General features: G+C 74.5%; 10 protein-coding genes. 3 read left to right on the top strand and 7 right to left on the bottom strand.

Annotated features, from left to right (window positions below):
• Positions 1 to 17: 17 nt before the first annotated feature.
• The 5 genes from OG625_RS40625 to OG625_RS40605 are packed head-to-tail and all read right to left on the bottom strand — an operon-like array spanning position 18 to position 8344.
• Positions 18 to 953 (bottom strand): GHMP family kinase ATP-binding protein, encoded by a 936-nt coding sequence (locus OG625_RS40625; RefSeq protein WP_329391728.1) that lies wholly within the window; start codon positions 951 to 953, stop codon positions 18 to 20.
• Complete coding sequence (locus tag OG625_RS40620; protein ID WP_329391726.1) at positions 950 to 4567, bottom strand: non-ribosomal peptide synthetase; 3618 nt, start codon at positions 4565 to 4567, stop codon at positions 950 to 952. Before OG625_RS40620 ends, OG625_RS40625 begins: the two co-directional genes overlap by 4 nt.
• A complete protein-coding gene (locus OG625_RS40615) occupies positions 4564 to 5763 on the bottom strand; it encodes an ATP-grasp domain-containing protein (RefSeq protein ID WP_329391724.1) in 1200 nt (399 codons plus the stop codon). Before OG625_RS40615 ends, OG625_RS40620 begins: the two co-directional genes overlap by 4 nt.
• Positions 5760 to 7247, bottom strand: coding sequence for an argininosuccinate lyase (argH, locus tag OG625_RS40610; protein WP_329391722.1), 1488 nt, complete (start codon positions 7245 to 7247; stop codon positions 5760 to 5762). The genes OG625_RS40615 and argH overlap by 4 nt, the downstream gene beginning before the upstream one ends.
• Positions 7244 to 8344, bottom strand: coding sequence for a pyridoxal-phosphate dependent enzyme (locus OG625_RS40605; protein WP_329391719.1), 1101 nt, complete (start codon positions 8342 to 8344; stop codon positions 7244 to 7246). Before OG625_RS40605 ends, argH begins: the two co-directional genes overlap by 4 nt.
• A gap of 177 nt (positions 8345 to 8521) precedes the next feature.
• On the opposite strand from OG625_RS40605, the gene OG625_RS40600 reads away from it, so the two are divergent.
• Positions 8522 to 9256 (top strand): thioesterase II family protein, encoded by a 735-nt coding sequence (locus OG625_RS40600; protein ID WP_329391717.1) that lies wholly within the window; start codon positions 8522 to 8524, stop codon positions 9254 to 9256.
• On the opposite strand, the gene OG625_RS40595 is transcribed toward OG625_RS40600, so the two are convergent.
• The gene (locus tag OG625_RS40595) at positions 9222 to 10598 is read right to left on the bottom strand and encodes a class II 3-deoxy-7-phosphoheptulonate synthase (protein WP_329391715.1); all 1377 of its coding nucleotides are present in this window, start codon (positions 10596 to 10598) and stop codon (positions 9222 to 9224) included. The two genes, OG625_RS40600 and OG625_RS40595, sit on opposite strands and share 35 nt — an antisense overlap.
• Before the next feature lie 171 nt (positions 10599 to 10769).
• Between OG625_RS40595 and OG625_RS40590 the strand changes: the two genes are divergently transcribed.
• Both OG625_RS40590 and OG625_RS40585 read left to right on the top strand, forming a co-directional pair.
• Entirely contained in the window at positions 10770 to 12323 is a 1554-nt protein-coding gene (locus OG625_RS40590) for an anthranilate synthase component I family protein (RefSeq protein ID WP_329391713.1), read from the top strand.
• Positions 12320 to 12907, top strand: coding sequence for an anthranilate synthase component II (locus tag OG625_RS40585; RefSeq protein WP_329391711.1), 588 nt, complete (start codon positions 12320 to 12322; stop codon positions 12905 to 12907). The genes OG625_RS40590 and OG625_RS40585 overlap by 4 nt, the downstream gene beginning before the upstream one ends.
• On the opposite strand, the gene pdxR is transcribed toward OG625_RS40585, so the two are convergent.
• The gene (gene pdxR / locus OG625_RS40580; RefSeq protein ID WP_329391709.1) at positions 12894 to 14309 is read right to left on the bottom strand and encodes a MocR-like pyridoxine biosynthesis transcription factor PdxR; all 1416 of its coding nucleotides are present in this window, start codon (positions 14307 to 14309) and stop codon (positions 12894 to 12896) included. The genes OG625_RS40585 and pdxR overlap by 14 nt on opposite strands.
• Between the last annotated feature and the right edge of the window lie 112 nt (positions 14310 to 14421).

Genomic DNA, 14421 nt, shown 5'->3' with positions numbered 1-14421 from the left:
GACGAAGTGGGTCCGGGTCAGTGGAAGCTGAGGGTCCGGTAGACGGTGACATTTCCCACGAGCTCCTGGCAGAGCTGCGCGGCGGCGGCCAGCCGGGCGGGGCAGTCCGGGGCGTCGGTGTCCATGAGGATGCCCAGCGTGGTGCCGCTGTGCCCGACGACCACGCCCAGGCCGCCGACCTCCTCGCAGATGTCCGTCATCGGCTCCAGCGACCACTTGTGGCGCAGCACCTGGTTCATCCGGGCGCTCGCCGTGGCCACCCGCCCGACCTCCGCCAGATCGCGGGCGGCGACGGCGCCGGTGACCCGGTCCAGGAGGCGCGCGTACTCCCGTTTGTCGGCGTCGGTGAACGGCTTCGGGATGTTGTTGAAGGCGACGGTGTCCACCGCGCCGCCCTCGTCGACGCCGACCACCGCCATGGAGGGCAGCGAGCCGAGCTTCGCCCGCAGCCGGACGCTGCGGTGGTGGAAGGCCACGACCGAGTCGTAGAGCACCCCGTCGGTCGGTTCGATCCGCGCCAGGTACGCCTCGATCCGGCGCGGCGGCATCGGAACGCCGAGCGCGTTGGCCACCGCCCGCGCGGTCGCCACCAGGTCGGCCGAGGAACTGGCCAGCCCCTTCCCCTCGGGCAGGGTGCTGTCGATCCGCAGCAGCCCGGCGGCCGGCAGGCCCTCGTCCTCCAGGATCATGGAGGTGAGCCGCAGCGCCTTCTTCTTGTGCGGCGGCCACACCTCCAACCCCGGCTGCCCGGACCGCACTTCGAAGCGGACCATGGACCAGCGGGCCACCGGCAGCGTCACCAGGAAGTTGCCGTCCTCCTCCGGCAGGACGCCCTGCAGCAGCTCGCCGAAGGTCCCGAAGGCCGTGCTGACGCCGGTGGCGGACACCTGCCGGTAGCCGGCGGCGGGGACGGCCGCCGGGCTCACCGGCGCTGCCGTCTGGGTCGTGATCATCCGGTGGTCCTCCTCACCACGTCGGCGGTCTCAGCGGCCCTCGTGCCGGTGAAGTAGTGCCCGCCCTCTTCGAGTTCGTGCAACGTGACGCGGTCGGAAACCGCCCGCCACGCCTGGTACCCAAGGTCCGCGGCGGCCGTCCAGGCGTCGTCACGGGCCACCACCACCTCCACGGGTGCGTCGATCCGGTGCGCCCCGGGGGCCTCCAGGATCCGCAGCAGGTGCCGGTTGGCGGTGATCACATCGTGCCGGTAGGCCCGGTCGACGGCCGCCGCCCGCTCGGGGGTGAAGGCGTCCAGCTCGACGTAGGCGTTGTCCGCGCGCAGCCGGCCCAGCAGGACCTCCGGGCCGACCGCGGCCACCTCGGCCACCTCGGCCCGCAGCGCGTCCGCACCGTGCAGCAACTGGCCGCCGATGAAGACCCGTTCCGCCGGGCGGCCCGCCTCCTGGAGCAGCCGGGCGGTCTCCAGGGCCAGGGCCGCGCCCGAGCAGTGGCCCCACAGCAGGACGGGGGTGGTGGTCTGCGCGAGGATCTCGTCGCGGGCCCGAGCGGCGAGCGCCGCCACGTCCTCCAGCGGCTCGTCCTCGGCCGCGAAGTCGTGGCCGGGCAGCTCCGCCCCCAGCACCGCGATCCCCTCGCGCTCGAGCTCGGTCGCCAGCGCGCGGAAGTTCAGCGCGCTGCCGCCCGCGTACGGCAGGCACACCAGGGTGTGGTGCGGATTGCGGACCGGGAGCAGCGGGTGCAGCAGCGGGGGCGCCGCCTCCCGGGGCCCGCCGGCCCGCAGGCCGTCCCGCCCGTCGCCGAGCCCGCCGTCCCGCCGGCCGTCGAGCAGGGCCGCCACATCGGCCAGGACCGGGTGCGCGACCAGGTCCCGCACGGACAGCGCGCGGTCGAGCCGTACGACCACCCGGACCGCGGCGAGCGAACTGGCGCCCAGCGCGAAGAAGTCGTCGTGGCGCCCGATGCGCTCCAGCGGAACCCCGAGGACCTCCGCCCACAGCATCGCCAGCCGGCGCTCGGTGGCGGTGGCCGGGCCGGTGTGCCCGTCGCCGCCGTGGCCCAGGGTGCTCGCCAGCTCCACGAGGGCCTTCTTGTCGGCCTTTCCGTTGGCGGTGCGCGGCAGCCGGCGCAGCGGGTGCAGATAGCTGGGCACCATGTAGTCGGGGAGCACGGAGGCCAGGTGCCCGCGGGCCCGCTCCACGCCGGGGCCCTCGCCGTCGTCGTCGGTGGTGAAGAAGGCCACCAGGTGCCGGTGGATGCCCGCGTCGCCGACGATGACCACCGCCGCCTCGCGGACTCCGGGCAGCGCCAGCAGCCGGGTCTCGATCTCGCCGAGTTCGATGCGGAAGCCGCGGATCTTGACCTGCTCGTCGTGCCGGCCCAGGTACTCCATGCGGCCGTCCGGCAGCCACCGGCCGAAGTCGCCGGTCCGGTACATCCGGGTGCCGGCCCGGAACGGGTCGGACACGAAGACCTGCTGCGTGCGCTCCTCGTCGTTGACGTAGCCGCGGCCGACGCAGACCCCGGAGAAGGCGATCTCGCCGGCCGAGCCGAGCGGGACCAGGCCGAGGTTCTCGTTCAGCACGTAGGTGTTCACGTTCGGCAGGGAGCGGCCCAGCGCGACAGGCAGGCCCGGCTCGGGCGCCCGGTCGAGGACCTCGTGCATCGTGTCGTCGCAGACCTCCGTCGCGCCGTAGGCGTTGACCAGGGAGATCCCCGGGCAGAGCGCGAACCAGCGGCGTACCAGGGCCGGTGCGAGCACCTCGCCGGTCACCGAAACGGAGCGCAGGGCGCCCAGGTCGCGGGGGCGGTGCTCCAGCTGCCGGACGAGTACTTCCAGGTAGGCGGGGACGGTCTGGGCGATGGTGACGTGTCCTTCGACGATCTCGTCGAGGAAGCCGTCCACGTCGAGCAGGACGTCGGTCGCCACGATGCGGGTGGTGCCGCCGGTCAGGAGCGGCGCGGCGAACTGCCAGAGGGAGATGTCGAAGCTCTGCGGGGCGGTCTGCGCGACGACCTCGCCGCTCCCGGTGTCCCCGCCGTCCGCCATCCCCATGTCCGCGGCCTTCGCGAGGAGGTGGTTGAGGAGGCCGGCGTGCTCGCACAGCGCGCCCTTGGGATCGCCGGTGGAGCCGGAGGTGAAGTAGACGTACGCCGCGTGGTCGGGGCGCACCCGCACCCCGGGCCGGTCGTCGGGCAGGTCGGCGGTGTGGACGTCGCGTACGCAGATCACGGCCGGCGGGGTGGGCACGGACGCGGACGTGGACGTGGACGCAGACGCAGACGCAGACGCGGACGTGGACGCGGCGTCGGCGGCCTTCCGCGCGAGCACCTCCGTACCAGGCTCGGCGAGGACGAAGGAGGCCCCGGCGGCGGTCAGCTGGGCGCTGATCCGGTCCACGGGCAGCTCCGGGCCCATCGGGAGGTAGACGGCACCCGCCTTCAGGACGCCGAGCGCGGCCGCGATCCAGTCCAGGGAGCGGTCCATGACGACGGCGACGACGTCGTGCGGCCGCGACCCGGCGGCGAGCAGTGCGTGCGCGACGCGGTTGGCGTGCGCGTCGAGTTGGCGGTACGTCCAGCCGCGGGCGCCGTGCTCGGCGGCGACGGCGTCGGGGTGGCGGCGGACCCGCTCCTCGAAGAGGTCGGTGAGGACGGCGTCCGGCAGCTCGGCGCGGGGACCGGCGAGGCCGTGGATCTGGCCCTCGACCTCCTGGGGGGACAGCAGGCTCTGCCGGTCGTGGCGGGCGTACGGGTCTTCGGTGAGCAGGCGCAGCGCGGTGAGGTGGTAGCCGGCGAGCCGGTCCGCGTACGCGGCGTCGAGCGCGCGGGGGTCGTAACGCAGCCGCAGCCGCAGCCCCGGGACGGCGGAACTCCACAGGACGCGGAGCACCTCGCCCTCGCCGAGCGGGGCTCGGGTGTCCCCGGCCAGGTCGAGGACCACCTCGGGCCGGGGCCCCACGGCGGGCGCGGCCCCGGCGAGGGCGGCCGCGGTCGCCCCGGCGAGCTCCGCCCAGCCGGACGGGGCCACGGTCAGGCGCAGTTCGCGCACGCCGGGCCCGTCGGCGAGGCCGGTGCGCAGCTCCCGCTCGGCGGCAACCGTGGCGAGCACCCGGGCGTGCGCGGCGCCGAGCAGCGCGGCCGGCGCGATCCCGAGCGCGGCGGCCGTCCCCGCGAGCGCCTGCGCCAACGCGGGCTCCACGCTCACCTCGTGGAACCCGGCCCCCACGGCCGGCCCCGGCTCGGAGCCCACCGGCACCCACCGGGGCAACCGGGTCCGGCCACCCCCGGCGGGGTCCACCGAGCCGCTGCCGTCAGCCGGTACGCCGATCGGCGCGGAGCCGGGGGCGCCGCCGGGGGCGCCCGCCGGCGCGGGACCGCCGGGCCTGACGGTGGCGCCCGCCGGGACTCCGGCCACGGGAGCGTCGGGGGCGGTGCCCCGGCCGATGGCGGAGGCCGCGCTCACGGGTGCGGCGACGCGGGCGGGAGTGCCTGCCGCGGGTGCCCCGGCGGGGGCGGCCCCGGCGGCGCGGGCTTCGGCCGCGGGCCCGGTGCCGGCCCCGGTGGCGGGGATCGGCCGCGTCCGCGAGGGGGACGTCGGTGCGCCGTTCATCGGGGGGTCTCCTCCACGGTGATGTCGATCAGGGCGGCGGCCGCCGAGGCCCGGCGGGCCGCGGTGGCGGTATCGGGGCCTGCGGCGACCACGCAGGCCAGGCGGTCCTGGAAGGAGTGCGTCACCCGCAGCTCCCGGCCCACGGCGGTGCTCGCCGTCACGGCCGCCACGCCCGGCGCCGCGGCGGCGTCGGCCAGGCCCGCGACGGCCGCGACCCGGCCCTCCCCGGCCAGCCGGACGAAGCGGACGGCGGCGTGACCGGCCGCCGCTCCGCGCACGGCGGCCGGCAGGCCGGCGGCCCGGGCGACCACCCGGTCCACCAGGTCCACCCCGGTCGCGGCCTTCACCGCGACCGGGATCATGCCGCCCGCCAGGCGCGGGTTGACCTCGATGACGACCGGCCCGCCGGGGCCCAGCCGCAGCTCGGTGTGGGCGGCGCCGTAGCCCAGACCCAGCGCGCCCACCGCCCGTACGGCGACGGCGCCGAGCTCGGCCGCCGTGGCGGCCGGGACGGGGGCGGGCACGTCGTGCCCGGTCTCCACGAAGTACGGCTCGGCCCCGACGTGCTTGGCCACCACCGCGACCACCTCGCCGTCGAAGGTCTCCACCGAGAACTCGGGGCCGGACACGGCCTCCTCCACCAGCACGGTGGCCGAGCCGTCGGACAGCAGCCGCTCCGCCCACGCACGGGCCTGCGCCGCGTCCGCGCACAGCCGCACCCCGACCGAACCGGAGCCGCTGACGGGCTTGAGGACGACAGGGAACCCGATCCGCTCCGCGGCCCCGGCGGCCTCCGCCGCCCCGGTCACCGCCGCGAACGCCGGCACAGGCACCCCGGCGGCCGCGTGCACGGAGCGCTGGGCGTCCTTGGACCGGCAGCGCTCCACGGCGTCGCCGTCCGGCCCCGGCAGCCCCAGCTTGGCCGCCGTCCGCGCCGCCAGGGCGACGAAGTACTCGGAGCTGGAGGCGATCGCGACCGGGTCGAGCCGGGTGCAGGCCTCCAGGACCGCCTGCGGGTCGGAGGTGTCCAGCACCACCGTGTCGATGCCGTCCAGCACGGCGTACGGGTACCGGCCGGGATCCCGGCTCAGCAGGACGGGGCGCATCCCCCGGGCCCGGGCCGCGGCGCAGAAGTCCCGCCCGGTACCGGTGGTGTTGCTCTCCAGGAAGGCGAACCAGCCGCCGCCCGCACTCATCGCGTCTCTCCCGCTCCGAAACGTCTCACGACGGCGTCCACATCGGCGTCCAGCAGCCGGGCGGCATCGCGCAGCCCCTGCCGGTACTCCATGAGCCAGTCGGCGTGCCCGGCGAGGCGGTCCCGCAGGGTGCCGACGATCGCGGCGCATTCGCCGGGACCGCCGCCCCGGTTCAGGTCGGCGACGACCTCGGCGAGCGAGGGCAGCCCGCCGCCGAAGTCGGTCACCCCCTCCGGGGTCTCGATCTTGGTGAGTTCGCGCTCCCCGGCGGCGATGGCGTCCCGCACGGCCGCACCCACCACGTGGTGCGCCGTCCGGAACGGCACGCCCTCCCCGACCAGCCGGTTGGCGATCACCGTGGCGGTGGTGAACCCCTCCTTGGCCCGCTGCTCCATCCGCTCGCCGACCGGCCGGGCCCCGGAGACCAGGACCTGGCTGAGCAGTACGGACTCCCGTACGGCGACCAGCGCGGGCCAGGCCACGGCCACCGCCTCGGTACCGACCTCGATGGAGTTGGTGAACGGCGTGGACTTGCTGGCGGACGCCGAGGCGGTCCAGGCCCCCACCGCCCACGCGGCCTTGGCCTTGACGTGCTCCAGCAGGAACGCGTTGCGCTTCTGCGGCATCGCGGAACTGCCGCCCACGAGCCGCTCGGGGAACTCCACGAAGCCGAACTCCTGGGTGCTCCACAGCTGGAGGTCGGTGGCCAGCCGGCTCAGCGTGACCGCCGCCGAGGCCACCACGGCCAGCCCGCGCAGCATCGTGTCGCGGGCCGCCACCGCATCGGTGGCGTGCAGGGTCGGGCCGCCGCGGAAGCCCAGCAGGGCGGCCGTGCGCTCGGGGCGGATCGGCAGGTCGGTGCCGGCGACGGCGCCCGCGCCCAGCGGGCAGCGGTCCAGGTCGTCGACGGTGTGGCGGAGCGCGGCGATGTCGCGGTCCAGGGCGGTGGCGATGCCCGCCAGGTAGTAGCCGTAACTGATGGGCATCGCGGGCTGGTAGTGGGTGTAGACGGGCATCACCGCGTCGGCGTGCCGGCGGGCCCGGGAGAGCAGCGCGGCCTGCAGGCGCAGCACCTCGCCGAGCAGCTCGGTGAGTTCGGTGCGCAGCCGCATCGCGGTCACGGTGGCCTTGATGTCGTTGCGGGACCGGGCGGTGTGCACCTTCCCGCCGACGTCGGAGCCGAGCTCGTCCACGAGGTAGCCCTCGTACATGAGGTACAGGCCGCGCGGGGCCTGGCGGCCGGTCAGCTCGGCGAAGCCGCTCGCCCGCAGCCGCCGCACCCGGTCCAGCAGGGCCGCCGCGGCGGCTCCGGTCAGCAGCCCGCTCTCGCGGAGCATGACCACGTGGGCGAGGTCGACGGTGCTGGTGGCCTCCAGCTCCCGGCGCACCGTCTCGGGGCCGGGCTCCCCGTAGACCACCCGGCGGGTACGGGCGCCCAGGCCCTGTTCGAGCCGGCCCGTGCCGATGACCGCGGACCCGCTCATGCACCCACCCCCACCGGCTGCGCGGAGGGCGTCGCGGCGGATCCGGAGGCCGCCGGGGCGGGCCGGGACACGACGCCCGGGACCTCCTCGTAGGCTCGCCGGTCCCAGGCGAACCGGGTCCAGCGGTCGCCCGCCACGTCGGGGCCCGCGGCCGTGACCGGTGCGGACGGCTGCTCGCTCAGCGGGTACCCCTGCGCCTGGAGCCAGCTGTCGTCGTAGACCGTGGCCTGGTAGCGGTAGCCCTCGTCCGGGAGCATCACCACCCCGGTGCGGTCCGGGTTGCGCTCGGCCCACCAGCGGGCGACGAGATAGGCGGCGCCGCTCGTCGGCCCCTGGAAGAGGGCGTGCCGGGCGTGCAGGGCGCGGGTGGAGGCGTACGCCTCGCCGGCGCTCAGCCAGTGCACCTCGTCGAAGACGCGGTGGTCGAGGTTGGCGGGCCACAGGCTGTTGCCGAGGCCCCGCAGCTCCCGCGAGCCGTCGGGCTGCCCGAAGAGCACGCTGTGGTGGCTGTCCACCCCGATCGCCTCGGTGTGCGGGGTGGCGGCGCGCAGGGCCCGTACGGTGCCGCACACGGATCCGCCGGAGCCGACCGGGCCGACCAGCGCGTCGACGGTGCCGAGGGTCCGGGTGAGCTGCTCCGCGACCAGCCGGTAGGAGCCCGGGTTGCCGGGGTTGGTGTACTGCTCGGGGCAGAAGGAGTCCGGCAGTTCGGCGCGGATCTCGGCGAGCCGGCGCAGCCGGGCCTCCTGGAAACCGCCGACCTCCGCCGGCTCGTGGCAGATCTCCACACGGGCCCCGAGGTCGGTCAGCCGCCGGTACAGGTTGGCGTCGATCGCCGGGTCGCTGACCAGGATGAGCTTGCGGCGCAGCAGCGCAGCCTGCATGGCCAGGGCGAGTCCGAAGGTGCCCGAGGTGGTCTCGACGATCACCGTGTCCGGGCCCAGTTCACCCCGCGCCTCGGCCTGCTTGAGGATGTGGTGCGCGGGAAGCAGCTTCATCAGGGTGAAGGCCGCGCCGTACAGGTTCGGGCCGAGCCGGATGATGCGCGGCATCATCGTCGCTTCGGCTATCGACGGGTAGGCGGAGGTCGCCGTCATGGAATCTCCAGGGACAGGGATCGGCGTGGCGGACCCCTGTCACTTTGCTGAAGGACTCTGACGGGACACTGACAGCGACGCCCGCCGGACGTCAGCGCGCCGTCAGAGCGAGGCACGACCATCGCGCCGTCGGGAGTGTGCGGACGCCGGGTACGGCCGTGGGCAGGGGTGACAGTGATGGTGTGGACACAGGTGCTTGAGGCGCGGCCGTTCGCGGCGGAGCGGGTGGTGTGCTTCCCGCACGCCGGCGGATCGCCCTACTTCTTCCGTGGCTGGGCCAAGGGGCTGGACGCCCACGAGGTGCACGCGGTCTGCTACCCGGGGCGCGCGGAGCGCTTCTCCGAGGAGTGCGCGGACCGGCTGGTCCCGATGGCCCGCGAGATAGCCGCCGACCTGCTGTCCTCGGGGGACGACCGGCCGGTCGCGTTCTTCGGGCACAGCATGGGCGCGATCGTCGCGTACGAGGTGGTCCGGGCGCTGGAGGAGGCCGGCTCGGGGGTGGCGCACCTCTTCGCCTCGGGGGCGCGGGCGCCTCATCTGATGGCCGGGGACCCGGTGGCCGCGGCCGCCTGGGACGAGGAGTCCATCGGCCGGACCCTCATCGAACTGGGCGGCACGGAACCCGAGTTGCTGGAGAACCGGGCCTTCGTGGAACTGGTGATGCCGTACATCGGGGCGGACTTCCGGATGCTCGCCGCGTACGAAGGCCGGCGGCGACCCCCGCTGACCTGCCCGGTCACCGCGATCGTCGGGGAAACCGACCCCCGGGTGACCGCCGCGCAGAGTGCTGCCTGGCGGGAGTCGACCCGGGGGCCGTTCTGGGCGCTGACCGTGCCCGGTGAGCACTTCTACCTGGGCGACCGGCCGCCGTTCGGGCTCATCGCAGAGGCGCTGCGTCCGCAAAGGGGCTGACCGGCCGGCGCTCGCGGTACATCTCCGCGAGCCGGAAGGCCAGGTCGATGGACTGGGTGTGGTTGAGGCGGGGATCGCAGGCCGTCTCGTAGCGGTGCGGGAGGTCCTCGGGCCGAACAGTGTTGCCGCCTCCTGTGCACTCGGTCACGTCGTCGCCGGTCAGCTCGACGTGGATGCCGCCGGGGTGGGTGCCCAGCGACTGGTGGACCTCGACGAATCCCCGTACCTCGTCGAGGACCGTCTCGAAGGATCGGGTCTTGTGGCCGCTGGGCGCCGTCACCGTGTTGCCGTGCATCGGGTCGCTCACCCAGCAGGGCAGCGCACCCTCGGCGGCGACCTTCTCCACAAGCGTGGGCAGCACGTCGCGGATCTTGTCGGCGCCCGCCCGGACGACGAAGGTCAGCCGGCCCGGGTCGCGGTCCGGGTCGAGCCGGTCGAGGAGGGCGAGGACGGTGTCGGCGGTGGTCGTGGGGCCCAGCTTCACGGCGATCGGATTGTCGATCCGCGAGAAGAACTCCACGTGGGCGCCGTCCAGGTCACGGGTCCGCTCGCCGATCCACAGCAGGTGGCCGCTGGCGGCGTAGGTCCGGCCGGTCTCCGGCTCGGTCCGGGTCAGGGCGGCCTCGTAGTCGAGCAGCAGGCCCTCGTGACCGACGAAGAACTCGGCGGTGCCCAGCTCGCGGGTGTCCACCCCGCAGGCGCGCATGAAGGCGAGCGTGCGGTCGATCTCGTCGGCGAGGGCCTCGTAGCGCTCGCCGGCGCCCGAACCGGCGACGAAGCCCCGGTTCCAGGCGTGCACCTGGTGCAGGTCGGCGAACCCGCCGGTGGTCAGGGCGCGGACCAGGTTGAGGGTGCGGGCCGACGCCTCGTACATCTCGCGCAGCCGCTGCGGGTCCGGGATGCGGGAAGCGGCCGTGAACTCCAGGCCGTTGACGGCGTCACCCCGGTACGAGGGCAGGGTCACCCCGTCGCGCTCCTCGTACGGGCTGGAGCGCGGCTTGGCGTACTGCCCGGCCATCCGGCCCACCTTGACCACCGGCAGTGCGGTGGCGTGGGAGAGCACGACGGCCATCTGGAGCAGGGTCTTCAGCTTGCCCCGGATGGAGTCGGTGGTGACCTGGGCGAAGGTCTCGGCGCAGTCGCCGCCCTGGAGCAGGATGGCCTCGCCGCGGGCGACCGCCGCCATCTTCAGGCGCAGTTGGTCGCACTCGGCGCCGAAGACCAGCGGGGGCGCCTCGGACAGCCGGCCGGTGACGGCGCGCAGGGCCGCGGGGTCGGGCCAGTCGGGTTGCTGGGCGGCCGGGAAATCCCGCCAGGAAGCACTGTTCTCGTTTTCTCTCATGGCGTCAGTTACCCACCGGGCCCGGGGAATGGTCAAGCATTTTGGAAATGGACCGCATCAAGGGCCGGGAATTGGTCTGGCGGTGGTTCGGAGAAAATTGATTCACTCATTCCGACGGAAAACCGAATTCAGGGGGCGTTCACTTTGTGGCATTCAAGCGGTTCGAGTGATGTGAGCAATGCGGAAGTGGAGGTTCGGGTCGCCGTCGAGGAACTGGCGCGGCACGCCCCGCTGGACCTGTACGCGGCGCTGCGCGAGGTCCTCCCGGCCGAGGAGGTGTTCCTCTTCGAGAGCCTGGAGGGGGCGCCCGCCGACCGCCGCTCCGCGGTCGTCGGCTTCGGCCGGCTCGCCGAGATCCGGGTCCACGCCGACCGCGTCGAGGTGGACGGCCCGGCGCCGGAGCTCAAGCGGGCACTGGCCGGCGCGGTCGAGGCGGCCGGGCTGGTCACGGACGGGCCGGCCGCGGGCTGCCCCGTGGCCTACCACCCGCTCCCCGACGGCCCGTACGTCTTCCGCTTCACCGGCTCCGACCAGGTCTGGGACGCCCTCGGGCGGGCCCAGGGACTGTTCTCGCTGACCACCGACCTCCCTGACTCCGGCTACGCCTTCGGGTTCCTGACCTCCCTCGCCTACGAGTCGTCCTGGCACATGGAGGAGCTGCCGGAGCGGACCGGAGGGGACGGCGGGCGCCCCGACATCACGCTCACCCTGTTCCGGGACACCGTCTGGTACGGGGTCGGCGACGGCCGCGTGCGCCGACTGCGTGCCGACAGCCCGGCCTTCGCGGGCCCGGCGGACCTGCCCGACCTGCCCGAACTGCCCGCGCTGCCGCGGGAGCGGGAGCGGGAGCAGGAGCGGAGGCAGGAGCAGGTGCCGCCTGCGCCCGCCCCCCGCTCGGTGCGCGACAGCGTCGACCGGGAGACCTTCCTCGGCTGGGCCGAGCGCTGCCTGGAGCACATCGGCGTCGGTGACGTCTACCAGATCCAGATCGGCCACCGCGTCGACGTCGAGACCGACCTGACCCCGCTCGACGTCTACCGGCGGCTGCGCGGCCGCAACCCCTCGCCGTACATGTACCTGATGCCGCAGGCCGGCCGGACCCTGATCGGGGCCAGCCCGGAACTGTTCTTCCGCATCGAGGACGGCGAGATCCTCATGCGCCCGATCGCCGGCACCGCCCGCCGGGGCCCCGACGAGGAGGTCAACCAGCGGCGCGTGAAGGAGATGCGCGAGAGCGTCAAGGAACAGGCCGAGCACATCATGCTGGTCGACCTGTGCCGCAACGACATCGGCCGGGTCGCGCTTCCCAGCACCCAGCCGGTGGACAGGCTGATGGAGGTGGAGACCTACTCCCACGTGTTCCACCTGGTCTCGACCGTCTCCGGCCGGCTCGACCCGGAGGTCGGCGTCTGGGACGCGGTCCGCGCCACCTTCCCCGCCGGAACCATGTCCGGCGCGCCCAAGGTCCGCGCGATGGAGATCATCGACGGCCTGGAACGCGAACGCCGCGGCGCCTACGCGGGCGCGGTCGGCCTGGTCGACGTACGCGGGTGGAGCGAACTGGCGCTGTGCATCCGGACGATCGAGCACGACGGCCACACGTACTCCACGCAGAGCTCGGCGGGCATGGTCGCCCAGTCCGAGCCGGAGTCCGAGTGGCAGGAAACGCTGGCCAAGATGGGGGCCGCCTACTGGGCGCTCACCGGTGAGGAACTGCTGCCGTGAAGGTACTGCTGATCGACGCGTACGACAGTTTCGTCCACATCATCGACCAGTACCTGCGAGTGCTGGGCGCCGACACCGAGGTGGTGCGCTCCCGCACCCGCACCCCGGAGCAGCTCGCCGCCCTGGAGCCCGACGCGGTCGTGCTCGGGCCGGGCCCCGGGCATCCGGCGGAGTCCGGACACGTGGAGCTCGTGCACGAGTTCGCGGGGCGGGTGCCGCTGCTCGGCGTGTGCCTCGGGCACCAGGCCATCGGGCTCGCCTACGGCGGCCGGATCGAGGTCGCCGGGCAGGTCATGCACGGGCGGACCAGCACCGTCCGGCACGACGGCCAGGGCCTCTTCGAGGGCCTTGGCCACACCCTGGAAGCCACCCGCTACCACTCGCTGCTGGTCGCCGACCCGCTGCCGGAGCCGCTGGTGACCACCGCGGTCGCCGCCGACCACGGCTACGTGATGGGGCTGCGCCACCGCACGCTGCCGGTGGAAGGAGTGCAGTTCCACCCGGAGTCCATCATGACCACCGGCGGGCTGACCATGATGGGCAACTTCCTGGCGATGCGGGCCGGCGCGCTCACGCTCCGCTGAGCACCGCCGCCAGCTCCCGCACCGCCTGCTCCGCCCCCGCCCGGGGCAGATGGGCGTGCCCCACCACCAGGGCGGGCGCGCCCTCGCCCGGACGGGCATGGTGGGCGGCCGCGCCCGAGAGCAGCACCGAGCGGCGCAGCGCCCCGGCCACCAGCGCCGCCTCGTCGGTGTGCCGGGGCAGCGTCACGTACGCGTGCAGCCCCGCGGCCGGGCCCACCACGGCCGCTCCCGGCAGGTGCCGGCGCACGGCCTCGCGCAGCGCGTCGTGGCGGTGGCGGCACAGCGAGTTCAGCCGGCGCAGGTGCCGGTCGTACGCGCCGCCGCGCAGGAACTCCGCGAACCCGCGCTGGGTCAGCACGTCGGTCCCCAGGTCCTGGCGGGCCCGCGCGCGCAGCAGCCGGTCCACGAGCGGCGCGGGAGCGGCCAGCCAGCCCAGCCGCAGCCCGGGGGCGAGGGACTTGCTGACGGTCCCCGCGTACACCACGTGGTCGGGCGCGAGCCGCTGCAGCGCCAGCGGCCGGCCGGCCCGCCGGTCGTACCAGAGGCCCCGGTCGTAGTCGTCCTCGACGATCAGGCCGTCCACCTCCCGCGCCCACCGCACCAGCGCCTCGCGGCGGCGCCCGGAGAGGGTCGCCCCGGTGGGGAACTGGTGCGCCGGGGTGACCAGGACGGCCCGCACCCCGGAGGCGGCGAGGGCGTCCACGTCGATGCCCTCCCCGTCCACCGGCAGCGGAACGGGCCGCAGGCCGCTCTCCCGGACGAAGCGGCGCTGCCCCGGGTGGCCCGGGTTCTCGATGCCGAGGGCGTCGATGCCCAGCGGCGGCAGTACGGCGGCCAGCAGGCCCAGCGCCTGGGCGAACCCGGCGGTCACCACGACCTGCTCGGGCGTGCTGCGCACCCCGCACATCCGGCCCAGGTAGTGGGCGAGTTCGACGCGCAGCCGGGAGTCTCCCGCGAGCGGCGGGTAGTCGAGGCCGGCCGGGTCGGCCGCGTGCAGGGCCCGCTGGTAGCAGGCGAGCCATTCGCGGCGCGGGAAGTCGGGAACGTTGCCCCCGCCGGGGCGCAGGTCCCAGCGGACCGGCGGGTCCCGGCGGGCGGTGTGCCCGTCGGCCAGCAGCGAGGGCACGGGAGCCGCGGGCGCGGTGCGGTCGAGATGGCGCACGACCTGCGTTCCCGCGCCCTGGACGGCCTCCAGGTAGCCCTCCGCGACGAGTTGTCCGTACGCCTCCACCACGACGCTGCGCGAGACGCCGAGGTCGTCGGCGAGACGGCGGCTGGAGGGCAGCCGGGTGCCGGGGTGCAGAATTCCCTCGGTCACCTCCTTCTTGATGAATCGCTGGATCTGCGACGTCAGCGGAATTTCGGATTCCCTGACGAGCGTGACCGCGGCGTGCAAGGCCACTGGTTTTCTCCTTCGGTATCTTCCGAATTGGACCGTGCGAGGTGCGGGACATTGGTCTGGAAACCGGGTCGCTCTTTTCCCAGACTGGGTGCCGGACGTGTTGCCCGTCGTT

Origin of the sequence: Streptomyces sp. NBC_01351, from assembly GCF_036237315.1 — a bacterium.
GTDB lineage: Bacteria > Actinomycetota > Actinomycetes > Streptomycetales > Streptomycetaceae > Streptomyces.
Note: the sequence above shows the minus strand (reverse complement) of the source record. Positions and strands in the feature narration are given on the sequence as shown.